At 45.3% G+C, this 25834-nt stretch carries 24 protein-coding genes; 9 read left to right on the top strand and 15 right to left on the bottom strand.

The window, feature by feature from the left end; translation table 11 throughout:
• Nucleotides 1-326 precede the first annotated feature (326 nt).
• The 13 genes from ACLBVC_RS21070 to oxdA form a co-directional block, all read right to left on the bottom strand.
• The gene (locus tag ACLBVC_RS21070; RefSeq protein ID WP_410151234.1) at nucleotides 327-1226 is read right to left on the bottom strand and encodes a GGDEF domain-containing protein; all 900 of its coding nucleotides are present in this window, start codon (nucleotides 1224-1226) and stop codon (nucleotides 327-329) included.
• A 208-nt stretch (nucleotides 1227-1434) separates the two neighbouring features.
• A complete protein-coding gene (locus ACLBVC_RS21065) occupies nucleotides 1435-2226 on the bottom strand; it encodes a spermidine synthase (RefSeq protein ID WP_410151233.1) in 792 nt (263 codons plus the stop codon).
• A gap of 472 nt (nucleotides 2227-2698) precedes the next feature.
• Nucleotides 2699-3028 (bottom strand): flagellar transcriptional regulator FlhD, encoded by a 330-nt coding sequence (locus ACLBVC_RS21060; protein ID WP_410151232.1) that lies wholly within the window; start codon nucleotides 3026-3028, stop codon nucleotides 2699-2701.
• A gap of 114 nt (nucleotides 3029-3142) precedes the next feature.
• Complete coding sequence (locus ACLBVC_RS21055) at nucleotides 3143-4522, bottom strand: methyl-accepting chemotaxis protein (protein WP_410151231.1); 1380 nt, start codon at nucleotides 4520-4522, stop codon at nucleotides 3143-3145.
• A gap of 492 nt (nucleotides 4523-5014) precedes the next feature.
• Nucleotides 5015-5557 (bottom strand): histidine phosphatase family protein, encoded by a 543-nt coding sequence (locus ACLBVC_RS21050; protein WP_410151257.1) that lies wholly within the window; start codon nucleotides 5555-5557, stop codon nucleotides 5015-5017.
• A 16-nt stretch (nucleotides 5558-5573) separates the two neighbouring features.
• Nucleotides 5574-6338, bottom strand: coding sequence for a CbtA family protein (locus ACLBVC_RS21045; RefSeq protein WP_410151230.1), 765 nt, complete (start codon nucleotides 6336-6338; stop codon nucleotides 5574-5576).
• 10 nt (nucleotides 6339-6348) lie between these two features.
• A complete protein-coding gene (locus ACLBVC_RS21040; RefSeq protein WP_410151229.1) occupies nucleotides 6349-6558 on the bottom strand; it encodes a CbtB domain-containing protein in 210 nt (69 codons plus the stop codon).
• 32 nt (nucleotides 6559-6590) lie between these two features.
• On the bottom strand, nucleotides 6591-7016 hold the full coding sequence (locus ACLBVC_RS21035; protein ID WP_410151228.1) for a nitrile hydratase accessory protein: 426 nt from the start codon (nucleotides 7014-7016) through the stop codon (nucleotides 6591-6593).
• The gene (gene nthB, locus ACLBVC_RS21030) at nucleotides 7013-7672 is read right to left on the bottom strand and encodes a nitrile hydratase subunit beta (RefSeq protein ID WP_410151227.1); all 660 of its coding nucleotides are present in this window, start codon (nucleotides 7670-7672) and stop codon (nucleotides 7013-7015) included. Before nthB ends, ACLBVC_RS21035 begins: the two co-directional genes overlap by 4 nt.
• A 41-nt stretch (nucleotides 7673-7713) precedes the next feature.
• On the bottom strand, nucleotides 7714-8322 hold the full coding sequence (nthA, locus tag ACLBVC_RS21025) for a nitrile hydratase subunit alpha (protein WP_195815999.1): 609 nt from the start codon (nucleotides 8320-8322) through the stop codon (nucleotides 7714-7716).
• 79 nt (nucleotides 8323-8401) lie between these two features.
• Nucleotides 8402-9916 carry an amidase gene (locus ACLBVC_RS21020; protein WP_410151226.1) on the bottom strand — a complete coding sequence of 505 codons (1515 nt, stop codon included), beginning with the start codon at nucleotides 9914-9916 and terminating at the stop codon, nucleotides 8402-8404.
• Between the two features lie 112 nt (nucleotides 9917-10028).
• The gene (locus tag ACLBVC_RS21015) at nucleotides 10029-10895 is read right to left on the bottom strand and encodes a transporter (protein WP_410151225.1); all 867 of its coding nucleotides are present in this window, start codon (nucleotides 10893-10895) and stop codon (nucleotides 10029-10031) included.
• Nucleotides 10896-10943: 48 nt separating this feature from the next.
• Nucleotides 10944-11990: an aliphatic aldoxime dehydratase gene (gene oxdA, locus ACLBVC_RS21010; protein WP_195816002.1), complete on the bottom strand. Its 1047-nt coding sequence runs from the start codon at nucleotides 11988-11990 to the stop codon at nucleotides 10944-10946.
• 299 nt (nucleotides 11991-12289) lie between these two features.
• On the opposite strand from oxdA, the gene ACLBVC_RS21005 reads away from it, so the two are divergent.
• Complete coding sequence (locus ACLBVC_RS21005; protein WP_195816003.1) at nucleotides 12290-13261, top strand: helix-turn-helix domain-containing protein; 972 nt, start codon at nucleotides 12290-12292, stop codon at nucleotides 13259-13261.
• A gap of 1551 nt (nucleotides 13262-14812) precedes the next feature.
• Here ACLBVC_RS21005 and ACLBVC_RS21000 read toward each other — a convergent pair.
• Nucleotides 14813-15727, bottom strand: a complete 915-nt coding sequence (locus tag ACLBVC_RS21000; protein WP_410151224.1) for a GGDEF domain-containing protein — start codon at nucleotides 15725-15727, stop codon at nucleotides 14813-14815.
• 97 nt (nucleotides 15728-15824) lie between these two features.
• Here ACLBVC_RS21000 and ACLBVC_RS20995 point away from each other — a divergent pair, with 97 nt between their 5' ends.
• The 8 genes from ACLBVC_RS20995 (at nucleotide 15825) to ACLBVC_RS20960 (ending at nucleotide 24332) form a co-directional block, all read left to right on the top strand.
• Nucleotides 15825-16352: a sigma-70 family RNA polymerase sigma factor gene (locus tag ACLBVC_RS20995; protein WP_410151223.1), complete on the top strand. Its 528-nt coding sequence runs from the start codon at nucleotides 15825-15827 to the stop codon at nucleotides 16350-16352.
• Nucleotides 16353-16371: 19 nt separating this feature from the next.
• Nucleotides 16372-17352, top strand: a complete 981-nt coding sequence (locus ACLBVC_RS20990) for a FecR domain-containing protein (protein ID WP_410151222.1) — start codon at nucleotides 16372-16374, stop codon at nucleotides 17350-17352.
• A 103-nt stretch (nucleotides 17353-17455) separates the two neighbouring features.
• Nucleotides 17456-19918: a TonB-dependent siderophore receptor gene (locus ACLBVC_RS20985; protein ID WP_410151221.1), complete on the top strand. Its 2463-nt coding sequence runs from the start codon at nucleotides 17456-17458 to the stop codon at nucleotides 19916-19918.
• 37 nt (nucleotides 19919-19955) lie between these two features.
• Nucleotides 19956-21689, top strand: a complete 1734-nt coding sequence (locus tag ACLBVC_RS20980; RefSeq protein ID WP_410151220.1) for an ABC transporter ATP-binding protein/permease — start codon at nucleotides 19956-19958, stop codon at nucleotides 21687-21689.
• 1208 nt (nucleotides 21690-22897) lie between these two features.
• Complete coding sequence (gene ycgZ, locus ACLBVC_RS20975; protein WP_410151219.1) at nucleotides 22898-23134, top strand: regulatory protein YcgZ; 237 nt, start codon at nucleotides 22898-22900, stop codon at nucleotides 23132-23134.
• A gap of 154 nt (nucleotides 23135-23288) precedes the next feature.
• Nucleotides 23289-23582 (top strand): hypothetical protein, encoded by a 294-nt coding sequence (locus ACLBVC_RS20970; protein ID WP_410151218.1) that lies wholly within the window; start codon nucleotides 23289-23291, stop codon nucleotides 23580-23582.
• Complete coding sequence (locus ACLBVC_RS20965) at nucleotides 23563-23898, top strand: biofilm/acid-resistance regulator YmgB/AriR (protein ID WP_410151217.1); 336 nt, start codon at nucleotides 23563-23565, stop codon at nucleotides 23896-23898. The genes ACLBVC_RS20970 and ACLBVC_RS20965 overlap by 20 nt, the downstream gene beginning before the upstream one ends.
• A 176-nt stretch (nucleotides 23899-24074) precedes the next feature.
• A complete protein-coding gene (locus tag ACLBVC_RS20960) occupies nucleotides 24075-24332 on the top strand; it encodes a biofilm development regulator YmgB/AriR family protein (protein ID WP_410151216.1) in 258 nt (85 codons plus the stop codon).
• A gap of 131 nt (nucleotides 24333-24463) precedes the next feature.
• Here ACLBVC_RS20960 and ACLBVC_RS20955 read toward each other — a convergent pair whose 3' ends face one another.
• The gene (locus ACLBVC_RS20955; RefSeq protein ID WP_410151215.1) at nucleotides 24464-25696 is read right to left on the bottom strand and encodes a diguanylate phosphodiesterase; all 1233 of its coding nucleotides are present in this window, start codon (nucleotides 25694-25696) and stop codon (nucleotides 24464-24466) included.
• Between the last annotated feature and the right edge of the window lie 138 nt (nucleotides 25697-25834).

Raw genomic sequence — 25834 nt, 5'->3', positions numbered from 1 at the left:
CGTATTGCAGTTGTCTCCCAGTACCTAAGGAAACGCCCCTGGTGTTTCACACTCCACCATTCTGCCCAAGCTATGCATAGACAACCTGACCGAGACTGGTGCCTCAGTGAGAAGCAGTGGAAGTGCTTGCCATTCTGGGATACAACATTTACCGCAGGCAAGCATACTCTCAAAGAAGATTTCAATTCACGCACTTAAACAATGAACGTATTTTTTCGAGAAAACGTATCTTTGGTGAGAATTGAAAATATGCCATAGACTTACAAGTCGGGTATAGAATGCTGCCACTCAAGAGGGCAGTATTGCCCTCTTACCTCTCAATATAATTAATTATTGAAACGCGAAGCATATATTATACGGTCTCTTCCAGATCTTTTTGCCTGATACAGTGCATCATCCGCAGCAGTTATTGTGGATGATGATGATTCGTGCTTCTGTTTGATTGCAACTCCTATACTAAATGAGACTTTAAAAGTACCATTACAATCATATGAAACTGATTCTTTTATTTTTCTTACGATACCTTCTGCACTGGCATGATCAATAATGACAATTGCAAACTCTTCGCCACCCGATCTGGAAATAAAAACATTATCGCTTGCCAAATTACTCAGTATTAACCCTGTATTTCTTAATACCCTATCACCAGCGTCATGACCGTATGTATCATTTATTCTTTTAAAATGATCAATATCAGCAATACAAATTGTCGCAAGTCTATTTTCAATTTCCCTCAGCTTAATATTCAAATGTCTTCTGTTTGGTAAGCCTGTTAGTTCATCTGTTAAGGAGAGATTCACAGCTGATTTGTAATTATGATTAACGTAATTTATGAATTTCCTGAATGAATAGATAATCATAAGCATAGCCGGCACATAAAGAATAGCAGCTATTAGGGAAGCCGTATCCCTATCGATTAGGTTCATTCCTCCAGCCATAGAGGCAAGAGATGAGTTTAGTAGAAAAAATAAGCTAATCCTAAAAACCAATAAATGCGCTTCCCTTGAATGAATATTAAATGACTTTCTTATGAACCATGTCATCACTGCTACTGTGCATGTGTTTATAAAAAAGTAAAAATTTAATCTTGATGTATCACCTATGACCAGAGCTAGCACAGTTAATAAGGCAGTTATGCAGCAAGCATAAATGATAATCATTCGATATAGTAATCCCTTTGGGGATTCAACTTCATGAACAAGTTTGTCATGTATCTTGAAATTCATCTTATGACCTTAGATTAATTGAGATAATTAGTGTATCATGTTATTAATCAATTTGGTTATAATTTGTGCTTCCTTACTCACCAGGCACGATATGCTCAGTCTTTCAGTTATAATCCTCAGGATTTTTATATAAAAAGTTTAAACTTTGGATTTTTTTACAAAACATGTTGCTTGGAATACAACACTTTATTTTATTTTTTAAAATCTGTTAAATAAGTTTTGGCCAAAAAGATATTTTTTCCGCTAATGATCTCACCTCACAATTTAGAATTTCACCAATGGAATTACCTAACTCCTGATATTTTGAAAGCGGTAATGGATAATCCATTTTGCTTGCATAAATTATTACATTACCACTATGTGTTGTGCAGTAAAGAACGGTTTTAAAAAGTTCGTGTAATGCATGAGAAAAGACTGATGATGCATCAGGACGAATATGATAATTCATTACCAACCAACCGTTAAGTGTAAGTCGGTCAGCGCATGAAACTAAAAAACTCCCTTTTGATTGCAAAGGAGACATCTCATCCTCTGAATAAAGGTCGGAAAATATAAGATCATACAGAGAATTATTCTCATGATTAATGAAATGATTAGCATCCTGAACATAATAATGGGTTAGAGCATTTGCAGGTAACGAAAAATACTCGTAACCAATACTTAGCACAGCAGCCCGAAGCTCGACCACATCCATAGCGGCTTCATTATTGTAAGCGTTAACAGCTCGGACCAAGCACCCTCCTCCTAGCCCCAAAACAAGCACCTTGTTGACAGGAGTAAAAGCGAGAGCCATAAGCATTGCTCTGATGTAATGATGAACTGGAACCATGGGTGAAGCTTTGAGTATTTTACTTTGCTCATAAATCATATCGAAAGTTAAAATAAAGTACTTGTTTTTTTCTATAACGGTAACGGAACCGTATTCATCATCCTTATGCACCAATTTTTTGCCGTGAATTCGAAAGGGAGAAAGTGACTTCATAGTGTTTGATATTGACATTCAATATTGAGTCCATGTTTAAAATATATAGAAAAGAGAACGCATCCATGAGCCCTCACGGAGTAGATTTAAGCATCTAAAATTACAGCGCATACTTGTAATATCACTGGAATGTAAGGACGGAATTAGTATCTGCTGTTGAATTCGCCCCCTCTTTGAAGATTTTTGAGTGTTTTATAATCCATTAATTGACACGGGTTGATATCCGAAGAGGCTATGGTAGTTGCGTGTGACAATGGGAATAATTGGCACACATGTTGTCATCGGAAACCTGTGATCTCGGTGCCGTACACTTAGGGATAAATGGGAGTAAAATATACTTCCCTAAGAACCTGCCGCTTGACATAATCTTTAAAATACCCCAGTTATTCCTTCTAATGAATTTCCAAGAGTATACATCAAAAATGATTGCATTTGAGTCCTGATGAAAAATTTTTAGTGAAGCAGCAATGTATGTCTCAAAGCAAGATGTTCACTCTTCCGATTTTTCGATATTTTTTAATATCCTATTGTTCAATACAGTTCCCAAATTTTCCTCTTCAAACTTGTACAGTGTGGAGGCCTGCATATACATCATTATTTTTTGCTTATCAAAACTAACTTGGCTGATTATCTGATTAGCCTCAGACAATTTTAGCATTTGAGGTAAGGTCAAACCAAGTATAACTTCCGCGGTTGCTCGGTTAATATTCAACTCAGACATTCCAGCTATTATATCTTTATATAAAGCATTCTGTGCAAAAATTAAATAAGACAGATTTATGTCATAAGTACTTCTGTGCAGAAGTTTATTTTTTTTCACTGGCTACCTCCAGATAACAACCCCTAGACTTATAAAGGTTGACTCAATTTCATGCAAACAGCAAAAGTGAAATAATGCTGTTTGCGCAGAATGCAGAATTAATACTTTGATAAATTATTTAATATTAGAATTAGGTGTAGGAAGAACGAAACTACTGACGACTTCACGCAGCTTCTCGGTTCTGGCGTGAAGATTTCCAGCTGAAAGAGTCACTTTCTGAACAAGGGCTGCATTCTGTTGAGTTACTCGGTCCAGTTCTGCGATCGAAAGCGTCACCTGTGAAATACCTTTACTCTGTTCATTAGAAGACAAAGCGATTAGTCCAATAAGTTCATTAACGCTATTGACATTTTCTTTTACCTCGGACATTGCGCTTCCTGCACCGCCGGCTACCTCAGCTCCCTCTCGAACAAATTCGAAAGTAGTACTTATTAGTGTTTCAATTTCCTGGGCAGCAGAGGCACTACGCTGAGCAAGCGAACGTACTTCTGTAGCTACCACTGCAAAGCCCCGTCCTTGCTCTCCTGCCCGAGCCGCTTCCACCGCTGCGTTTAGAGCAAGGATGTTTGTCTGAAAGGCAATGCTATTGATTGTAGAGGTAAAGCGACGTATCTGTTCTGCTTCTTCGGAAATTCGGCTCATTGTTACGGTCAGTCTTTCAACAAGAACACTTGCTTTATCCGTTACTGTGGCAGTTATTAAAGCAAGATTGCGTGCCTGACATGCATTGTCAGCATTGTGCCTTACAGTCGACGAAAACTCCTCCATACTCACTGCAGTCTCTTCCAAAGCGGCAGCCTGCTGTGTTGTACGGTTTGCAAGATCCGTATTCCCTTCGGCGATTTCACTTGCCTCCTTATAGAGAGCATTGGAGTTAACAGTGATAGCACGAACCGTCTTTTGCAGACTTTGTTGCATTTCTCGTAAAAGTGGCACCATTTGGCCTATGCAGTTTCGTCCTTGCTCTATTGGTTCACGTGTGAGATCCCCGTTACCAATATCATGAAAATGTCCTCTAATCAGGGAGACGGGGCGAACCAGGTGAACGACCAGGTAACGATCGCAAAAAATCACCAATAATATGGTAAATGAGACAGCCAAAAAGAGAACAGCATTCAACTGATGCAATTCATCAACTACCTGTAGTTGAGCAGCATCTATCTGCTTGGTTAACAATGAAAGGTGTGAACCCGAAGCATTTTCAGATGACAACGATGAATCAGAAAGATGCTGTTTATAGCTCGCCCACTCAAATCCACTTGGAACCTCATTTTGTAGCGCAACCTTTTGAGCAGCAGTTCCGTTGTGTAAGACATCTTCGGCATGTGCCAGGAAAATCACTTGATGCGTCAGGGCAAAGCTCTGATCAAAATATCTATGCATGTCATGGACCACAAACGCGGCATAGCCTCCAGTCACGGTGATTAACCCCATTGCCGTGAGTAGGATCCAAAGAACGACTCGGCGAATAGTAAAGTTTTTCAGGAAGTTCATTGTCACACTCTTATCTTGTTGTAGTGATATAAAAAGAAAATTAAGTAGCTCACTATTTATTTATGAACAACTTAATAGTGCGAGTATGTCAGTATGTTTGACTAAATAAAACATCACTACAATTAAATAATTTCATGATGAAACATTATTATTTCTATCGGAGATTCAAAGGAATGGAATGAGATTGTTATGTAAGGCTTTTTTAGGGAAAATCTGTGATTTGATAGCTTATGCCATTGGAATCGATAATCAGTTCCACTCATGTGGAAGTTTCTCTCTGTGGATGGAGTAATCGCTCATCGGGAGATACTTTATGACCCTAAACACTAAGTGTGTGTGGTTGCGTAATGCGAAAGATTAGAACGGAGATGGGGTATTCTGGTGGATGTTAAAATTACTTATAATTTGTTGTTTATTATCTAATTTCAATTCCGGTCTTAATGATAAATAACAGTTCTTATTTACTAATGTTTGAAGATACAAGGTTTCTAATTATTTTCCCAGGCTCACTACATGCCATCGTTTACCATCACTTCGCAGCAGCGTTGTGCTTAATGGCAAGATATCAATAAGTTGAAGAGAACTAGCGGGTGCATCAAGTATTTGAATAACTATCGCCCGAATGACAGTTGAGGATGCAACGGCACAATGTATCCCTCGGTCCGAGACTCTGCGCGATAGCCATATCCCAGTTCGCGCCATAACTTGTGCAATTTTTTCCCCTTCCGGCGGAGCCTCCCCCGAAAGCCAGCACTGAAACGTACCATAATCCTGTTCTATAACTTTTTTAATCGAGACCCCTTTCCATCTTCCATATCCTGCCTCAGCAAGCTCCCAAACAGACTCGCTAAGAAAGCCCAACTCGCGCGAAGTTTGACACGCCGCCTGATCCGGAGCTGTCCAGGTTTTACTGAATGGCCCAAAGCATCCCTTTAGCTCTTGAGCCTGTTTCTGGGAGACTTCGGTCAGTGGGTCATCAAACGGGAACCGTGAGTTCCTGTTTGCCAGGGTTTCCCCCTGGCAAATAAGCTGCATAACACAGGTCATGAAATCAGCACCTTTCCACCTGATAACGATGCCCAGGTTTGTTCATCGTCCTCTCGGCAAAGGCACCAAACAACAATCCTATTACGCACCACATCGTCAGCTGAGTGCTGAAAGCACTTAGGCGAAAACGCCACAGTAGATCCGCGGAAAAGACCTCCGGGATCTCATTGACTGTGGGCATCAAAACACAGGCGACAGTCAGCATCGTCAGTCCCACCAGGCCTCCGCACAGCGTAGCGTTCCAGCCACCTAGCCGCGATCTGAGATGATGGGCGCTCCACGCAGCAGCCACGACAATCAACATGGAAACCAACAACATGCTAAAATAGAGTGCAGTCCGATAACCAATCGTTGATGGATCTCCCACGGCGGGGGGATTTGGAGGGTATTTGAGCCCAGGCATCATGCTCATTATCAGAAACCCAGCCAACGACAAAGACAGAGCCAACGCTCTCGCGCTGCGCGGCCCAGTTCGCTGCCAGCACAGCGACCAGACCAGTGCCAGAGCACCACCCATAGCTGCGCTGAATAGGATCATCCCGCTCAGTAGCCCTACACCGGACTGGGTCTTGCGGCTAAATACTTGCTCATCAGCTTCTTCCTCGTGATGATGACTGCCCTCCACATTCAGTGGCTTGTGAGAGATTTTTTCTTCAAATGATATCGCGCGATCAACCTGCGGCTCACCGAAGACGTGGGCAAAACTGAAAGCGATAATGCCAGCGAATATTCCGGCTATCATTCCATTTAAAAGAAGTCTTCCCGTCATTGTCTTATCCTCAGTGGCAGGGAAATCCCAGTAGATGTCGGGCATCATGGAAGTATTCGTGTATCTGATTACCAGAGAAAACAGCCGTTGCCCCCTGCTCTGCACCGATAAAATAGACGCACAGCATCACAATCAGCGTGATAAATGCAATCCACGGCAATATTGCATTAAGCGGGATGGGCTTATGCTCGACTTGAATCTCATTTAATGTCTGCTCCATTTTTTTTCCTTATATCTGACTTTAGATAGTTTTTAGGGTTTAAGACAGATGGATGCTGGGCTCACTGCCACAGGGCTACGAAGTGCCAGGTGGTGGTGATTATGTGCCGGCATGCAGGTCGCGTTGGTAAGTACAACTGGCATCCCGTGTGGGGTGTTAAAATAAGCCTGACGCCATTCATCGGTTCGCCGGAGAACATCTTCCTTAAGTGCCAGTTTCAGTGAGATAAACATTTTTTCCGCTGCTGAGACCCACTGCCGGTAATAGGCATCGTTGATGCTTTCTCCCTTCCGCAATGGACTGGCTTTTATTTCCTCGCTAAAAACATCAACCCACTCTTTCCAACTGAAGTTTCCGGCCTGATGAAGGTAAACAATCAATGAAAAAACCTGCGCCTGCCACGGATGCTCAAAGGTGGCACTCTCAGCAGCAGGAGCTAATCCGATTTCTTTACTCATAACGCCTCCAGATAGTCGTCCCATAGGTCGATTCGCACCGTATCTTTACGCGGCGCTTCACTACCCCATAATTCGGTCGCGTCAAAACTCACGCTGTAAACGTGCTGAGGATGATCACCCTGGTCGTGTGCTGCCGTATCCGGAGTAATAAATACTCCATGGTCAATCACAATCGTACCGACCTTACCTCGAACATATCGTGGCAGACGGGTATGCCCGGCAGGATTGATATTTTTTGCTCTTACGCGGTCGCCTGGACTAAAGCTTGCAGGCAGATCAATTTCAACCCGCGCCCCCCCTCCGGTACTGACAACTGCCTGCACCATATCCTGTCGCAGTACAGGTGTTTCCGGCGGGACTGGGAGTGGCTTAACCGCACCTGAAAGCTCATTAGCGGTAATCACTCCCCTCTCAATCAAAAGCGTCTCGAAAGCATGCATCCAATGTTCGTAGTAGCTTTCTTCGAGATAGTGTACTGGGGGCATGCGTTCAATGGCGTGCCGGAACATATCAACATTGAAATGACCACCAACAAACAAAGAGGCAAAAAGCGAAAAGGTGCGCCGCTCCCATTCATGATGGAAGGGAGGTTCATTTTCTTCAGTAATGACGGCGCCCATACCATGCATACCGCCCATGTCATGTATCCCGTTCATCGGATTCTCCATAAGAAAGTTGAAAGAAATACCCTATGTTGCTAATTGCCCGGCTGAAGTGCCACGCCCGTACCAATCATTGCATCACGGGTTACCAACGCGACAAGTTGCTCTTCACTCCATCCCTCAGTGCCAGCTGGCCTTTCTGGCAGAACCAGATAACGCAACTCAGCGCTGCTGTCCCACACCCGGATTTCTCTGTCCTCACTGATGTTAAGACCAAATTCAGCCAGCACGCTTCGCGGTTCAAGGACAATTCGCGATCTATAGGGTGCTGATTTGTACCAAGCGGGCGGAAGACCGAGTGTTGGCCAAGGGTAGCAGGAGCAAAGTGTGCAAACCGTCACGTTGTGAACCTCAGGGGTATTTTCAACAACCATCATGTCTTCCCCCTGCACGCCTGAAAAACCTAGTTCAGCAATTGCACCGGTACCATCTGCAAGAAGACGGGCTTTGTAATCAAGATCGCTCCAGGCTTTTGCCACAACAAGTGCACCGTTCCGAGGGCCAATTCGATGTTCATAGGTGTCAATAAGCTCATCTAGCGCAGCTGGATCTATCATTCCCTTTTCCGTTAACAGGGACTCGAGTGCTTTAACACGAAGCGCAATTTCCTCAGGTGGTTCGGTATGGTCGTGGTCGTGTGCCATGATATTTCTCCATAAATTTAATGTTACTGCCGGGCTTTAAGTCCGCCGGTATAACTCTGAACCTATCGATGAATAGCGGTTACATTTCCTGCCAGTTACCGCTTGCTTCAAACGCGGCGGCGGCCTGATAAATAGTGCTTTCAGCGTGGTGCCGCCCAATCAGCATCATGCCTACCGGTAATCCGTCAACCAACCCACAGGGCACCGACATTGCTGGGTGGCCCGTCACGTCCAGTGCGGCCGTGTTACCAATCATTTCGAATGCTTTGGAGATATATTCGGTAAGTGAGCAGTTCGGTTGTGGTAGTGGCGGAGCCGTCACCGGAACGGTCGGCATGACCAGTAAATCGAAATCATCGAACGCGCGGTCATAGTCTGCCCGTGCTCGGCGGGCCAGATTCTGTGCCTTCGCGTAATAACGGCCGTTATAATGTTTCAGGCCAAACTGGCCTATGAGCATGCAGATTTTGAGAGAAGGAGAAAGCGTGTCAGCGCTGTCACGCCATCCCGCATGTTTGTCCAACAGAGGGACATCGTAGAGCCCTTCCCAGTTAAACCCCATTCCGTTGCCATGCATCATCTGCATGGTGAGTCCTTCGCAACCAATCGGCGACCACAGTGCGGCGGCAAGCTGGTGACCGGGCACAGAGACTTCCCCGACGAGCGCTCCCAGACTTTCCAGCCGTGCAACAGCATTACGGACCTTTTCTGCAAGCTGAGGCTGGAGATTAGGCAACTGGAACCCTTCCGTTACTACACCGATCTTCAGCCCGCTTACCCCTTTATCGAGCTCAGCGGTATAGCTTCCGCCCCGGGAGATGTACTGCCTTGGATCAAGACCGTCAGCTCCGGCCATCACCTCCAACATCAGTGCATTGTCCTTCACATTAGCGGTAATGGGCCCGGCATGATCGATGGTGGCTTCAATCGGCATAATGCCAGTGTAGGGGACGAGTCCGTGGGTGGGTTTCATGCCATATGTGCCACAAAATGCAGATGGAATACGAATCGAGCCCCCTTGGTCACAGCCTATCGCCATATCAACTTCCCCGGCAGCCACCAGCGCTGCACTACCCGATGAAGAACCGCCTGCGCTGTGTCCCTTGCGCCACGGATTATGTACCGGAGCAGGATCTGACGTATGACTTCCCCCTGAGAGGCAAAAATGTTCACAGGTGGCTTTACCCAGAATGGTGGCGCCGGCATCAAGAAGACGGGTTACAACGGTGGCATCGAAAGCTGGTACATGCCCCTCCAGTGAAGATGCACCGTTCATCATTGGGACTTCTGCCAGGGAGATATTGTCTTTAAGCACCACGGTTTTCCCGACCAGCACGCCTTGTTGTGCGCCTTGCACTTCACTTTTGTAGTACCAGGCATTCAGCGGGTTTTCTTCGCCCTCCGGGCGGTATCCTTTTTCACGCGGATATTTCACCGTGGGGACCTCATCACTCAGGCCATCAATCAGGTCGTAGGCATCGAGGTTTGGTTGCATGAGAGCAAGATATTCTGCAGCTTCGCTCTCAGAAATCTGCAAATGAAGCTCGCCTGCAAGCTGTTGCAATTGACTGACATTCGGACGTTCAATAGGCATATTTGTTCCTTAGCTAAAAAAATTGACTGACTCAATCCTGACCTGAACATATCGCACCGGCACAGCGGTTACCTGTCTTAGACGGACAGATACGTTGTTAGGAAGGACAGCCTCAGAAAACGCGTGCGTAGCGAAGATTTAGCCTGAAATTTTCTTCAGCACCGTTTTCAACGCGCAGGTCCCTGCCCAGCTGTATCTGGAATTGATCACGAGGTGTGGCAAATTTTGTTGCTGTGATACGGACGTTGGTGGTTTGTGACTGGTTATTTTGCTTATCACCGTCAATCGTGGTTTCTCCCCCCCAGGTCTGACCAAAACCCAGACCCAACGCCAGTGTAGGGTCTGGCATATAGCGCCCCATAATCTGTGCTGCCCATGCATTATCCTGCTGAAGGCGAGATGTGCCGGGCCCATAATCGTTATTGTCACCGTACCAAATGGCATCACCGACCATATCCAGCGCCCACTTTTCAGTGAAATATTTCACCCAAGCCGCCTGCAGGTCGACCTTCCAGCGGTTCTCTCCCAGATTTAGTGAATCGTTATGGTCATAGCTGCCGCTGGGCACATAGAGATAAGGGGCGAAGCCAAAAATGTCCCCCCCTGCGTTGAGTTTGATTTTTAAAGGCACGGTAAGGATCAGATCACTGGTCCCACTGGCTGAGCCAAGAGAAGCCGCATCACCGCCGCCAGATATCCTCCCGAAGGGCAATAGAAACTGCGGATCAAGCGTTGCTGTCTCAGAAATTTGTACGGTATGAAGCAGACGCAACATGCCAATATCTGAAGTCAGGTTATAATCAGAACTGACTTTTTCACCACGCGAGTGCGCTGAACCGGTTGAGGCATGCTGATAATAAAGCAGCCCCACCGTTGTACCGTCGGGAAATTGGCTATAATCGCCAGGTGCGACTTCAACGGCGAGGACTGGAGCAGACCCAATCAATATAAGAGGCAGGAAAAAGCGCAATGCGTGCATGGAGTAATCCCCGGAGAAAGTTGGATGGATGAGTTATAGTCGTGTGGTTTAGCGCTGAGCATCACGTAGCATCCCGGTCATAGGATGGCAGTTGATGTACTCGAAGGTTTGAAAGCGAGCGTCTGAAACAGAAACCTCGTGGTAAAGTCGCAGTTTCTGCAAACCCGTCACCACCCGGAAAAATGTAGTGAAGATGCGAAGATGAGTGGGGTGTGATTCTGCCCAGCGCTCAAGCCGGTCAAGTGAACGCCAGAAGCCAATATCGTAGGCAATATCCAGCAGATTTCCGTCGATATCTACGTTGCGAACGAACCGGTTGCTATAACAGCCGAGCATGTGACCTTCATCCCGAAGAAAATCCATACCAGCCTGCAAAGGAGGAAGCATCTCTGTGAAGTAAAGCTGACGTTCATCTGCATCCGCTTCCATCCAATCCTGCCCTGAACGGATTAGCGTAATGTTGTCATGCCCCTGCACTACAACTCTCCCGCCGGCATCAGGGTCGCCAGAAATAATACGCAGTTCTTCACCAGGCTGAAGCCAGTCATTCTGGGAGGCCGGAATACGGTCACGTACGGAACCCCAGTAGCCATGTTCCTGGATCTCGCCGCTAATACTGCCCATTACTGCCCCGACACCCGGCAGGTCTTCTTTAAAGGCATACAGCGTTTCAAACTGTTCAGCCCGCGGGGCTATAATTTCACGGAAGTAAGCGACATCATCCAGCAGGCGTTCATCAGAAGACCACCATTGCTCGATCTCCGGCTGACGGATCCAGCGGCAGTAAGCAGCCGGATCCCGCCAGTAACCCACTACGATAAAATTACCGTAGCCCTGATTGTCGGTATGGAAAGAGATGTCATGGTTGCCTGGCCCGTTACTCAGCTTGAAAGTCGACACCATGTGCTGCATTGCCCGGACAGCATCTTGACGATTTTCTTCTCGAAACTGCACGCCCAGATAGGCCATAACGACCTGTGTCAGATCATCCCCAGATCGACCAGCGAACATCGGGAACGGCGGCTGATAATCGTCATGTACCCGGCGTGAAAGCGAACGGGGGCATTGCAGGTGTTTATCAATGGCAGATTCCATAAAGACTCCTGGATAAATAGTTTCAGCGATGGGTTAACCCACCACTGATACTAAGGAGAAATCAGCCGGAGACCTGTTTTAACCGGACAATCGTCTGGCTTGGAAGGACACGTGTGATATTTTTTGAGTCGTGTGACTGATGATGAAATAAAACAGTGCGGCACTGCCCGTTAATAGTGCGTTTCATTCCGTTTATCGTATCTAAAGATATCCATTATTTAGGAAATCTCTCGCAAAGCGCTCATGGCGCAAATATTGCTTTCAGTTTGAAATAATTCATTCTGATAAGAGGTGTTGCCGTGAACAGCCATTCCATTTCCCGGGAAATACGCTACTCCACCGAACATGTTTCAGCGCATCACCGTTTCGAGTATTGGAATGATGTTATTCTTCGTCACTGCATTCCTTCCGATGGTAAACCACTCGCTGACTGCGGGTTTGACGGTGAACTTAACGTGCGTGAAGTGGGTCTTGTAGATGTGTGTACTCTCACTTCAACACTTCACCATTGGGAGCGAAAATCACGACATCTGAGAACGGGACCGGACGATGACTTGTGGCTCGGTTATATCCAGGGTGGCTACGGGCAGCTGGAACAGGGAGGACGAAAGGCCTGCCTGGCTTCAAATGATCTTGTTCTTTATGATGCGGCGCAGACCTTTCGCTTCAGCATTGGGGGTAAAAATAACCACCTGATAAGAATCCCCCGGCACCTGCTTGCAGGAAAAGTGCCTGCGAGTGATAGCCTGACCGCAACAGTTCTTGATGATACCCGTCCGGGTATTGTTCCGCTGCGTGAGATGATTCACCAGGCAGCTCAAACACCTCTATTGGTAAGCAATCCGGATGTGGCCAGCCGCTTTTCACAAACAATGTTAGATCTACTTATGCTGAGCCTGGAGCTTCAGGATCAGAACACCGTGTCTGTAGAACGCGATTTATACGCAAGAATGAGAAACTATATCAGTAGGAACCTTACTAATCTTGAACTCAGCGTGGAGAATATTGCTCTCGCTCATCATGTGTCAGTACGCACGGTGACAAGGACTTTTGCGCGTCACCAGAAAACACCAGCAGCGGTTATTTGGCAGGAACGGCTTCAGGCCAGCCGAGAAGCACTTGAAAATGGGCATGTTTGCAGCGTATCTGAGGCTGCACTTGACTACGGATTCTCTGATTTCTCACATTTCAGCCATGCATTCCGTAAAGCGTTTGGCGTTACACCAAGCTCTGTTATGAAACAGCAACGTCAGTTTTTTATTCAACCCTGACGATAAAAATACTCGCAAGAAAATAATATTGTGAAATTGAATAAGCAGAAATTTCTGCCCCTTAATATTCGGTTTAATCAAGATTACTTCTCATAGTTCTGAACCAAGTCTAAAATTGTTGCTATGAAAAGCGCTACAATAATACTTAAAAGCCCCTCCGATACCAGGGGCTCTTTTATTAGTTACTAAACACCATGAGAACTTAATCTTATACTAAAATAAATTCAGGAGTATCACTCCTACCTAGTAACTAAATTTTGATATGATATTTTCGCCTGCTATTGCAGGCTTTTTTTTCTGTCTGTTGAAAATTTCAATTCTTCAGGATGTGAGCAAATATGCCATGCATTAATAAATAACCGATCCTTAGTGGTGTTTTTCATGCTTGAGGAGTCTTTATTAGCTATCACTCAATTGGTTGATAATTGACTGATAGCATATTGATTCCCTTTGGTTTTTACTCACTTTTTTCAATTTGGCAAAAACGATGATTAGATTCTCCCTACTGATGGCGTACCCGCTACCACGCAGTCCAAGCACAACGTCCCCCAAAAATCATGCACATTTCAGCATACTCTTCAATCGACACCATTTAGTCTTCTAATGTGGTTACTTTCCAACACCTAAATATAGATAGTTGACCGTTCGGGAGGCAAGAAAAGACCCACTAGGAAAAATTCACTATTCAATGAATACACATCTTGTAAGATTCATTACTCCCAGAAACGACATTTAGTCCCAGCCTAAGCGATTTGCAGGCATACCTCACCATACCTAAGCTATTGGTAATCAATAAAAATATCGATTTTTAACGATTGAGCCGTAAAAAAAAGGTTTTACAGTAGTTTTTGCACAAAGACTTAAATTTATATTGTGTGTTTTCATACAGTGCTTATAATTGCTTGCGTGATTATTTACCCTCATGTAGTCACATTTGGAAAACCCCTTGGTCGTATCATTAACCGCCTCTAACTTGAGGCGGATTTTTAATCTCAGTTCATCATAATTTCAACTACCAAGGGATTCGGGGCTTTGCCAAAGGATGTGATTTTCTGGGCATGGAGCGAACCTTCCTTTTTGAGAAAAATATGTTTCGTATCTGCTTACTTATTCTTTCACTTTTAGTTATTTGCTCGTCAATTTTTTGCATAGGTATGTATATGGCGTTGTTAAAAGGAGTGTAATTTGATGGTTAATAGATGATCGGATTTTTTGTGGCTCCTAACCAGAAAAAATTAAATTTTGAAGGGGTTGAGAATTTTCGCATACCTGCGACGTACACGTGGAAGATTTCCATTTCAGGAAGATCTCGATTACTCCAGATGAGCATATAGTCTGGCTTATGCTGCTGCAAAATAATACCCGGTATTGGGACATAACAGAACTACTGGGGCTGCTGGCAACCATAATATTATGTGGTAACACTACGGGTATCAAAGATGCAACTGATCTGCCACGAAATGACCTAAGTTTTCATTTACTAGATATTATTTATCGCTAAATGAAGTTGGAAATAATGTTGATCTGGTCCTGAGACTAGAATCTGAGCAATTATGCTGTGGACCATTCGATTCTATTCTTCCCCCCACATTTCGCTTCATAAAGGGCGACGTCAACACGCTTGAGTAAGTTCTCAACAGTCTCGTCTTCTTTTTTGTGACCGGCTCCGATACTGACGGTGAACCGTATCTCCCCATGGATAACCAAGTCCCGCGTTCGGGATAATATTTTTTCCGCAACGACACTGGCGTCCTGTGTTGAGGGCAATTGCAAGATAACCGCAAACTCTTCGCCCCCGATTCTGGAGGCGGTGACATTGCCGTCATACAGGCTGCTCAGTAGATCTCCGAATGCCCGAAGAACTTCATCACCGATGTCATGCCCGTATTTGTCATTGATGTTTTTAAAGAAGTCGATATCGATGATAAAAACATAAATATTTTTATTGTCTAATTCCAGAAGAATATTTCTGAAATAACGTCGGTTAGGCAGATGCGTCAATTCATCACGATAAGAATCTATACTGACATCGGCATATTTATCATTCACGTATTGCACGATAAAGTAGATGCCAATCGAAACGCAGAGCATTCCTGCCAGTCTGGAAACATCCTCAATATAATATCCCACCCACAGAGGTTGATGGATAAACTCATCCATCACATCAAATGCTGCTGACATTATCCAGATATAAAGGCCCAGGTTAATCCATCTTCGCAGGCTGGCTTTAACAGTCAAACGGTTAAAACTCCATAAGATAAAATGAAGTATCAACCACTGAACGGTATCCACAACCCAGCCGGAGTTCTCCATCCAGGAATGTCCGATTTCTTTTTTCGGAAAGCTGAAAAGATTAATAACCATCACCAAAAGACACAACGCCAGTGAGAATATCATTGGCGTATACAGGGTTTTTCGTGATTCATTTTTAGTAAAAAGTCCGTCTTCATATTTCACGAATGGCATATGCCCCCCTGATACATATTGAAATGAAAATCATTCTCATGTAAATTTATATGTCTATATATTTCATAATTTACGCATCGCTGGTGGTTAGAACGAAATGTCATCTCCTTGTTTTGGTTCGGCTGAAAACATTGTGCTGATCTTCTCAGAACATCACAACTGGCTACAAAAAATACTCAGACGACGCCTTGGAAATGCCAGCGATGCCGCCGATCTCGCACAAGATGTTTTTCTACGGCTGCTGTTAAAACCGCGAAACTTTGACAGTCTGGCCGGCGCGCGTGCCTATCTTGGCGCTATGGCTCAGGGAATGTGTATTGATTTATGGCGTAGAAAAGAAATTGAACGCCTATGGCTGGAGACATTAAACGCTCAGCCAAAGCCTGTGGCAGTCTCGGCAGAACATTGCGCAGTCGTACTCGAAACCTTATTTCAGGTGGATACGATGCTGCGTGCGCTGCCAGTTAAAGTCCGTACAGCATTCGTGATGTCGCAAATCCGCGGGCTGACTTACCCGGAGATTGCCGTCGAACTCTGCGTATCAGTGCGCATGGTGAAGAAGTATATGGCTCAAGCCATGCTGCACTGTCTGGTCTTAGAAGTTGAGCATTTCGACGCGACATAGGTGAACTGAGCAAAGCAACATGACGAATAAACCCGGTTTTATCGCGCTTCAACAGGCTGCAAAATGGTACGCCGAGCTACAAGATATCCCCGCATCGCAAGCCAGCCCCAATGCATTCCAGCACTGGCTGAATGAAAATTCAGAGAACCGGCTTGCTTGGCAGTATGTGCTAAAAATTAGTCAGCGTTTTACGCCACTGTGCGAGAGCGATGCCCGGAAAACAGCGGCCCTGACAGCATTAACTCATGCTCAACATAATGCCGGGCGCCGTCAGGTGCTGAAAATGGCAGCATGGATTTCGGTCGGTTCGCTGATAGGCTGGAGCACATGGCGTCATACCCCATTGCGTAATCAGGTACTGGCATGGCGTGCTGATTATCACAGCCCGCACGGCGCAATCACGCAGTTCACGCTAAATGACGGTTCCCGCATCTGGCTCGATACGGACAGTGCGCTGAACGTCAACTATTCCACGAAACAGCGGGCGTTACAGTTACTTAAAGGCCGCGTCATGATTGAAACCGCAGCCGATCCCCAGCGTTCGCTGACGGTGACTACGGCTCAAGGAAAAATGCGCGCACTCGGCACACGATTTAGCGTGCATACGCTCAACGAAGGCACGGTGCTGCACGTCTATCAGGGCGCAGTGGAAGTCTCACCGGCCGCCACCGCCGATAAGCTGATTATCACAGCAGGTCATGGGGTGACTTTCCGGCAGGATGCGTTTGAACCTGTCACGGCGCTGAGCAAGCCTGAACCAGTATGGCCACGTGGACTTTTGCAGGCCGAAAATATTCCGCTAAGAGAATTCATCACACGCCTCTCTGCGTATAGAAACGGTTATCTGGGATGTGATCCCGCCGTAGAGGCGCTGGCCGTTACCGGTACGTTCCCGTTACATGACACTGATATGGCGCTGGAGATGCTGACCCACATACTCCCTGTACAAATTCACCGCCGTTTTTCGTGGTGGCTGACTGTTGCACCACGCGGCGTATAAATGATCACCAAAAATAAATTCACCTCTCCGGTTCCCCATTTCGTTTCCTCATCCGATTAACCCTGTGCAGCACTTCTACTTTTGGGAATTTTCAGGGGGATCTATGTCACCATCATCACAAAATGACCTGCCACGCGCCTTGCGCAGCAAACCACTTGCCACATTTATGCACATGATGCTTTACGTGCCAGCACTTTCTTTCGCCACGTCCATGGTGACATCTGTTCATGCCGCTGAAATCACAGCGCGTCAAAATGTTTATGCCATTCCGGCGGCACCGCTTGCATCTCAGCTCAATCAGTTTGCCGCACAGTCCGGTATATATCTGGCGAGCGATGCCACCTTAACTAATGGGTTATCTGGGACAGCGCTCAACGGCACTTTCACCATAACAGAAGGGTTATCCCGCCTCCTGACATCCCACGGCCTTCAGGCCGATCAACAATCCAATGGCAGCTATGTACTAAATAAGATCCCTGAAGGCGAAGAACTCGTGGTAGTAGGTAAAATTGATTACGGCTCAATGACTGAAGATACACGCTCTTACACTACCCACAGCATGTCAGCCGCGACCCGTCTGAATCTTTCTCCGCGTGAAACGCCGCAGTCGGTCAGTGTTGTAACCCGTCAGCGCATGAATGATCAGAATATGACCTCCCTGGACGATGCCATGCGTCAGGTGACGGGTGTCAATGTGATTAACGAGAGTTCGTACCAGAGCCGCTACCAGTCACGTGGCTTTACGATGGACAACATTCAGGAAGATGGTATCAGTTCCTCGTTTCAAAACAGCCTCGCGGGTATGGGATACGCCGAAGCGTCAACCGAATCGCCTGATTTAGCGATTTACGACCATCTGGAAGTTTTACGCGGCGCATCCGGCCTGACTCAGGGCAGCGGTGAACCGGGCGGCACCGTCAATATGGTGCGCAAACGTCCTACATACGATTTTCGAACCTCATTGAGCGCCAGCGCAGGAAGCTGGGATAACTATCGCAGCGAAGTGGATATATCCGGCCCGCTCAATGACGATGCTTCGCTGCGGGGGCGTCTGGTTGGGGTGCTGCAAAAAAAAGACAGTTTTACTGATTACGTAAACAGTGAACGTCAGGTGCTGTTCGGGACGATGGCCTACGACCTCACGCCACAGACCACTTTGACGACAGGCATTTCGTGGCAAAAAACTGACACGGTTCCCAATCTTTATGGTGTCCCGATGTCAACGGACTATTCCAGTCTGAATCTTCCACGTTCGACGTTTCTGGGTGCCAGCTGGAATAATATCACCTTCGAGAAAACCAATGGCTTCGCCGAGCTTGAACATTATTTTGACAATGAGTGGGTTGCTAAAAGCTCGCTGAACTATACCTCCGCCAGTGCACAGGGGAAGTTCATCGGTGTTTACGGTAACGGCACGCAAGGCGTGAATGATTCTGGCGATGCAAGACTCAACAACTACCTGCAACGGCACAACCGCAGCAGCCAGTACGGTCTAAACGTCAACCTTAGCGGCCCGTTTGAGTTTTTGAAACGCGAACATGAACTGGTACTCGGCGGCGACTATCAGAAAGAGAACTTCAGCAATTTATTCGGTTCACTAAGCAACACCAGTAAGGTGAATATTTACAGCTGGGATCCGGAGAGTCTGAGTGAACCGGACTGGGATTATACGCGCCGTTATCAGTACAACGTCTATCAGCGCGGCCTGTATGCGACAACACGTCTGAGCCTCGCAAATGACTGGAAGCTGATCCTCGGCAGCCGTTACAGCGACTTCACCTACGACTCCTATTTCACTAACCTGACTACCGGCGCAATGACCGGGTACAGCAATTACAAGGTGAAAGGTAAAACTATCCCTTACGGCGGCCTGCTGTGGGATTTCGCAAAAGATTACACCTGGTATTTAAGTTACTCTGAAATCTACAAGCCTCAGAGCACGCAGGACGCCAGCGGCAACTTCCTGCCGCCGGTCACAGGCAGCAATTACGAGACCGGTGTCAAAGGAGAATTCTTCGAGGGTGCGCTGAATGCCTCTATCGCCCTCTTCCGTATCATTCAGGAAAATAATGCCATGAGCGGGGTCGGCTGCGACGACTGCTATATCGCTGATGGCAAGGTCCAAAGTCAGGGGATTGAGATGGAAGTATCCGGCCAACTGGCCGAAGGGTGGCAGGTTTATTCAGGGTATACGCTCAATAACAGTAAATATCTCGAAGCAGCCGACACGCAGAAAGGCACCAACTTCAGCAAACATACCCCACAACATCTTATCCGCGTCTACAACAGCTATCAGTTCCCGGGACGTTGGGAGAAATGGTCCGCAGGCGCAGGATTAACGGCGCAGACGTCTACCACAACTAACTACGACGTTTCGCAGGGCGGTTATACGCTTTTCAATGCCAATATCGGCTATCAATACAACAAGCAAATACGCCTGAGTCTGAATGGTAACAATCTGACGGACAAAGAGTATTACGTCGGCGTCTCCAACCGTCACCGTGGCGGTAACAATTTTTACGGAGACCCGCGTAATTTCATGCTCAACGTGAAATGGGTTTACTAAGTTGAATCTTTTTTAAGCGCGTTAGCCAGCCACGCGGGTGGCTAACGCGCTTTTCTCGGACGCTTCCGGTACAACTAACCTGACACTTAATGCGATTTTATTTATGCAAAGCTTGAAACAATTTTACCGGCTGATAGCCCCCTATTGGCTCCATCCCCGCGAGTGGTTTTCGTGGCTTTTGCTTTTGTTGCTGGTCTCTCTTACGTTAGGCGTGGTATGGATCAGCGTGCAGTACAACAACTGGAGCCGTGCATTTTATGATGCCCTGACTGACTACTTCCAGCATGCCTCGGTGGCTGGGTTGGCACTGTCTTATGCAGGATACACGGCACTTTTTGTGGTGTTCATAATCAGTACCAACTGGCTGAAAAAATTACTGATTATCCGCTGGCGACAAAAGATGACACTGCGATTTCAGTCAGCGTGGCTTAGGCAAAATAATCATTATCGTTTAAGTCTCAACAGTGAACCCGATAATCCCGATCAGCGTATCGCCGAGGATATCCGGCTGCTGATTGAACAAAGCCTTGGACTGTTTTTGTCATTGTTAAAAAATACCACCGGTCTTTTCTCCTTTATTTTCATTTTATGGCAACTATCGGACACACTCAGCATCACCGTTCTCGGTCATACCATTACTCTCCACGGTTATTTAGTCTGGGTCGCTCTGGGGTATGCCACCATCAGCAGTGTTCTGGCGCACTGGATCGGACGGCCTTTGCATCAGCTCAATATGGATAAACAAAAAGCAGAAGCAGACTACCGTGCAGGCTTATTACGCATACGTGAAAACACCGAGCAGATTGCTTTATACCGGGGAGAGCGTGCCGAACTACGTCGAATGCATCATCACTTTTTAGCCATCGTTCACAACTGGCAGCGATTGATGAAACGCGAGTTCAGACTGGATACCTTCACGACCACCTACTTTCGCCTGAGTCTGATGATTCCAATTTTTGCTGTATTGCCGCTGTATATTGCCAAAAAAATCTCTCTCGGTGGTGTAATGCAGGCACGTGCTGCTTTCGGATATGTGCTGGATGCTTTCGGCTGGTTTATCGATTCGTACCGTCAGATTGTTACGTGGTCAGCAACGGTAGAAAGACTGTGGGTTTTCGAGCAAAACTTAAAGGAAATCCCGGCTAAAGCGATACGTTCACGGCAACCAGGACCACTGATATGCCAGGAACTGGTCGCCCGACACGCTTCGGGAACACCACTTTTTAAACCGGTAAACCTGCGTTTACATGAAGGCGACACCCTCGCCATTACAGGCGCCAGTGGTTGTGGAAAAACCACTCTTCTCAGAACCCTGTCCGGACTTTGGCCTTACAGCAGCGGACGCTGGATTTTACCAGCCGGAAAAAATCTCTTTGTGCCACAAAAACCCTACTTGTCATACGATTCCCTGAAGCGTATTGCAAGCTATCCGGGGTTAGCGAAAATCAGTGACGAGCAGATAAAAATGAGTCTTGATAAAGTGGGTTTAGGGCATTTTTCTTCTCAAATAAATCAAATAAAGCTCTGGCAGCGAGTGCTCTCCGGTGGAGAACAACAGCGCCTTTCTTTCGCACGTATATTGATAAACCGGCCAAAACTTATTTGCCTTGATGAATCCACAAGTCATCTGGACGATGAAACTGCGCTCCGTCTTATTAACCTTATCCGAGGTGAGTTGCCTGAAAGTATCATCCTCTTTATCAGTCACCAAAAATCCGTAACCAAATCATTTACAAAGCAATTAGAGGTTGAATTACATAAAGGAAAGTAAATGAGGTGACCTCAATCTTATGGACTCACGAAATGCCCGTTTAAGCGGGCATTTTTGATTATGTATTAATCCTGACTTTTATTTCTTTTGAGATATCAGAATTCAAAAACTTCAGCCTGCATTAAAAGATAAAGTTACTTAAATAGTCTAATTAATTGGTGCACAACGATACGGCTAGTTTTATCGATATATCCGGAACCGAAGTCACTCCGGGATATTATAAATTAGGGTTAACTAGGTAACACTGACCCGATGAGAGCTGACAGTTTTTCTCTACTTCTTTTCCATTTCTAAACATTCGACACCGAGAAAAGCAAAAGTTGAACTTGGGTTTGTATTACCTGGTAGAGCTCTTCCGAAAATCAGTCCCTAAAAAAATAGCTGGCGAAAAGTTTAATTAAACAGGCAGAAAATTCTACGCTCATACCATCGCCTTACCCAGGTGATTACTTGATAAAATACTCTCACACAAGAAAATATACGTTAGGCTTAGTCTTTTGTTCTGAAACACCAAATCCATTCTAGCTTGATTGAATTTCCGAAGACCCATACGAACCAGGCCGCCATTCAAAAGATTAATCTGCTTGTCCGACAAACGTGTGCAACTTCGTATCTGAAAATTCAGCAACTTTACCCGGCAAAGTTCTTAGGGGGGGAATCGCCAAAAATGAGCAAATGAAGACTATGTATAGGCATCAAAAGTTCTCTGATATGGATCCGTACAAAAAAGTTAATCCTTATTTCAGAATATTTTTACAACACGACCTTTCGATGTTCAGATTACCCCACCTGCTTTCAAGTGAAAGTTGACTTTTGCTATGGGGAGGGTTGTTCCTTACCAAACCGTTGTGAACGTAGATACCTTAGTATTGGATCTCGAGCACGGTCAAACCTCTTTTCTTTAACATACACTTCGATAGATCGGATCTTCTAAAAACCCTTCCTTCAATGAATAGCTACAGCTGACCATTGAAGACGGACATAATTATTTAACATGTTGGCATTGTTAAAAATCAGTATGAACGGAAAGTCGCACAAGAATACCAATTTTTTTATTTAGAAATCAGTAAATTACACCACATCACTGAGTAGGAGTTAATTTTTTCGGAATTTTTTAACACCAAACCTGTACAAGATGGGGTTCTTTGTATAACTTTGTAGTCACGAAGGTTATTAATTTATCCAACATTTTACAGAGAAAAATAACCATGCCACATAGAAAGCAGGCAATAACACTCTCAGGTTCTACCTTTCTACAAGCTTATCTTCCTTCTGATGAAGAAGCGATGGGCCGGATTGTAGTTGAACTTCTTACTGCCGGGAAAAACTTAAACCGAAAAAATCTGTGTGCAAAACTACTAATCCTTGTAGAGACGGCAAGCAGCGCAGATGAAGAAAGGCAATATATGCAGCTGATTCGCCTTGTACTTGAACGTGACTCCTGATTGCTAGCTGTTGTAGCAAATGGTTCACATTGAATTTTAGCTTTACTTATATAAATACAAATCAAATTTATTAATTGCATTCAATCCAGGAATCACTCTGAGCCTGCAATCAGCCTGTCAGCGTTTGGGAGAGGCAACATCAGAGGTTGTTAAAATGTACAGAAGTGAAGATGAAAAGTTGACTGATACGCTGATGGGCGAAGCCGTAATTACTCTACTTAAGTCCCAAAAAACTATCTCCATGCAACGCTTATTGGCTCAGTTAGAGTTGATGGCTACAGGAGCTGGTGAGGGTAAGCGAAAAGACTCTTGTGAACAGTTAATTAATGAAATACGCAGTGGTCTGAATCAACGTAAACCACAGACTACCTACGAGATTAGAAGTACGGATAATGTACGACATTTTTTCAATGCTGAAGGGCCCCCAGATGACCGTAAAAAGCACTAACTCTCAGGAAATGGCCGCACGAGGTCATACAGACATAGTTATGTCTCAAGGAGCAAATGATACGCACAACGCCTTGTCACAAAACAAAATTTATCAACACTTTGTTAAATCAGGTGAGTTGTTTTCCTCCGAGACTGAAGTGCTTGGCGCCGCAATCAGGGATATCCTGAACGATAGGGGCCATGTGAATAATAAAGCTATCATTCTGCATCTTATACTTAAATTGGAAAGCACTTCAGATGTCGTACAGATGGACATTCTGCGAAATACATTGGAAATGGTCGTTGGCATTACGCCCGATGATCCGGAAATATGATGTTATTTAAAGAAATTACTGCTCTTTTTTCTATCAGCTGACTGTTAATTGCTGTGATCGACTGTTTCCCGGCATCAGAACTTGTCTGAGCATACCAGGCCAGGAATTATGATCCTCCATGTTAAAGTCAGCTCTATATCTATGAAGTAAAATCTGACTGACATGGAGGGAATGAAATGCGAGATATGGTGAGCGTGCCGTTGAAACTGGCCGACTACATCTTCAATGACGATCCGGGGATGTTAACAGGTAATGAGATTATCTTAGGCATTTACGCAAGCTTATCCAGTCAGGGGAGACTGGTATCTAACAAAGATATAATCCTGTGCCTGATAAATAATATTGAGTGTGAAAAGAATGTCTTGATGCAGGACAAGTATCTTAAAGCACTTGAGTATATTGTCTATAGAACCCCAGATGACTGGGAACGGTGACATGTTAGAAGTAAATTATTACAGTTCCCTGCATAACCCAAACTCAATGCAGGGAACCGTATTTTTAACATCAGCACCAAGTCTAGGTATAAGTAGATGAGCGGCACTATAGCCTGTGACTAAGCGTTTTGTTAGCTGGCTTTAATCACTATCTCGTCAGCCTCTGGCCAATTAACAGCTGGGAACGCATTAAGTGCCGGGGAAGCAAATAGTTCTCCCTGAAAATTAGAGATACCTGCTGCATCGAGCCACATCCATTCCTCAGGTTTTATTATTCCTGTCGCGATCACAGAAATTTCCAACGAAGAACAAAATTTGATTATAGCCTGTACGATGGCTTGCTTTGGACCACTCTTATGAACGTCACGGATAATACCCTGATCGACCATGATTTTCTCAGGTTGGAACCTTGTTAGCAGTAAAAGTCCTGCGGACCCCGAACCAAAATCATCAATGGCCAAACGCATCCCAGAAGCCTTCAGCTGTTTAAGTACTTCAGCCAAGTTGTCATCTCGTGTTTTTTCACTATTTTCCGTAATTGCAATGACGATTTGTTCGGCAACCAATCCTTGTTTTTCAATTTCTCCAAGCAAGGCTGTAATCGCATCAGGCACAGTTATCAGTGTCATTGGAAGAAATTTTAGTGTCAGAGTCTTATCACCAATACCCAATTTCTTTGCCACACTGATGGCGAGCTTCTGTGCTTCGAGGTCTGCCTCATAAATGTTCCTATGCGTTACTTTGGAATAATAACTGATAGCAGACGTGCCGGCGGGCCCGCAAAGTGCACTTTCATAGGAAAGAATCTCTAAGCTAAGCGGATCAATAATTGGCTGAAAAGTAAACCCAATGTCCTTCAAATCAGGCAAACTGACAACTTCAGGTGTTTTACAGATACCATCAGCTTGAAAAGACCAAACCCCGGCTTGAGGAATATCCAGATAATTATCCCTTTCCCTAGCTTGCACGAAAGTGCATAAAAACTGCAATGCCCGGTCATCATAGGTGAGGCGATACTTCGAGGTTCCTTTATCCAGAACTGCCTGGAGGACAACATCTTCCGAATAACTCTGGAGATCAATAATCTCCATTCCTACCTTGCCGAAGCGCCGTGCTGGAGCGTAATCATGCATTAATTCAACGACATTATGATGGCGTGAGTCTGCACAAATGGTTTCAAATATGCTGGATACCGCCTTTTCCGGCCCCTCAAGTAACTGAAAAAAGTGGGTCCCATCAAAAAGCAGGATCCCAGTCACCGAAGACAACTCATTTTTACTGCTTGCATGCGAAATCATGCCCTCAAGGGATGAGGGAGAGAGACCTTCACAAATACGGCTGCGATAAATCAGCGTAGACAACATAAAGTTTACCGAATACTTAAGTGATAGATTTTCAAAATAGCAGATAAATCTTGTTGAGGTAAAAATTTACAAGGGGGATAGTGTGTCGTTGTTAAGCTATAAATGCTTAACTAATACTTTAGAAACTCACCTAAAGTT

Origin of the sequence: Rahnella selenatireducens (genome assembly GCF_046449555.1) — a bacterium.
GTDB classification, from domain to species: domain Bacteria; phylum Pseudomonadota; class Gammaproteobacteria; order Enterobacterales; family Enterobacteriaceae; genus Rahnella; species Rahnella selenatireducens.
Note: the sequence above shows the minus strand (reverse complement) of the source record. Positions and strands in the feature narration are given on the sequence as shown.

Excerpts from the sequence above, each read along its gene's own strand:
- ACLBVC_RS21070 (WP_410151234.1), bottom strand. The coding sequence starts at position 1,226 with ATGAATTTCAAGATACATGACAAACTTGTTCATGAAGTTGAATCCCCA.
- ACLBVC_RS21065 (WP_410151233.1), bottom strand. The coding sequence starts at position 2,226 with ATGTCAATATCAAACACTATGAAGTCACTTTCTCCCTTTCGAATTCAC.
- ACLBVC_RS21055 (WP_410151231.1), bottom strand. The coding sequence starts at position 4,522 with ATGAACTTCCTGAAAAACTTTACTATTCGCCGAGTCGTTCTTTGGATC.
- ACLBVC_RS21050 (WP_410151257.1), bottom strand. The coding sequence starts at position 5,557 with ATGCAGCTTATTTGCCAGGGGGAAACCCTGGCAAACAGGAACTCACGG.
- ACLBVC_RS21045 (WP_410151230.1), bottom strand. The coding sequence starts at position 6,338 with ATGACGGGAAGACTTCTTTTAAATGGAATGATAGCCGGAATATTCGCT.
- ACLBVC_RS21040 (WP_410151229.1), bottom strand. The coding sequence starts at position 6,558 with ATGGAGCAGACATTAAATGAGATTCAAGTCGAGCATAAGCCCATCCCG.
- ACLBVC_RS21035 (WP_410151228.1), bottom strand. The coding sequence starts at position 7,016 with ATGAGTAAAGAAATCGGATTAGCTCCTGCTGCTGAGAGTGCCACCTTT.
- nthB (WP_410151227.1), bottom strand. The coding sequence starts at position 7,672 with ATGAACGGGATACATGACATGGGCGGTATGCATGGTATGGGCGCCGTC.
- nthA (WP_195815999.1), bottom strand. The coding sequence starts at position 8,322 with ATGGCACACGACCACGACCATACCGAACCACCTGAGGAAATTGCGCTT.
- ACLBVC_RS21020 (WP_410151226.1), bottom strand. The coding sequence starts at position 9,916 with ATGCCTATTGAACGTCCGAATGTCAGTCAATTGCAACAGCTTGCAGGC.
- ACLBVC_RS21015 (WP_410151225.1), bottom strand. The coding sequence starts at position 10,895 with ATGCACGCATTGCGCTTTTTCCTGCCTCTTATATTGATTGGGTCTGCT.
- oxdA (WP_195816002.1), bottom strand. The coding sequence starts at position 11,990 with ATGGAATCTGCCATTGATAAACACCTGCAATGCCCCCGTTCGCTTTCA.
- ACLBVC_RS21000 (WP_410151224.1), bottom strand. The coding sequence starts at position 15,727 with ATGCCATTCGTGAAATATGAAGACGGACTTTTTACTAAAAATGAATCA.
- ACLBVC_RS20995 (WP_410151223.1), top strand. The coding sequence starts at position 15,825 with ATGTCATCTCCTTGTTTTGGTTCGGCTGAAAACATTGTGCTGATCTTC.
- ACLBVC_RS20990 (WP_410151222.1), top strand. The coding sequence starts at position 16,372 with ATGACGAATAAACCCGGTTTTATCGCGCTTCAACAGGCTGCAAAATGG.
- ACLBVC_RS20985 (WP_410151221.1), top strand. The coding sequence starts at position 17,456 with ATGTCACCATCATCACAAAATGACCTGCCACGCGCCTTGCGCAGCAAA.
- ycgZ (WP_410151219.1), top strand. The coding sequence starts at position 22,898 with ATGCCACATAGAAAGCAGGCAATAACACTCTCAGGTTCTACCTTTCTA.
- ACLBVC_RS20970 (WP_410151218.1), top strand. The coding sequence starts at position 23,289 with ATGTACAGAAGTGAAGATGAAAAGTTGACTGATACGCTGATGGGCGAA.
- ACLBVC_RS20965 (WP_410151217.1), top strand. The coding sequence starts at position 23,563 with ATGACCGTAAAAAGCACTAACTCTCAGGAAATGGCCGCACGAGGTCAT.
- ACLBVC_RS20960 (WP_410151216.1), top strand. The coding sequence starts at position 24,075 with ATGCGAGATATGGTGAGCGTGCCGTTGAAACTGGCCGACTACATCTTC.
- ACLBVC_RS20955 (WP_410151215.1), bottom strand. The coding sequence starts at position 25,696 with ATGTTGTCTACGCTGATTTATCGCAGCCGTATTTGTGAAGGTCTCTCT.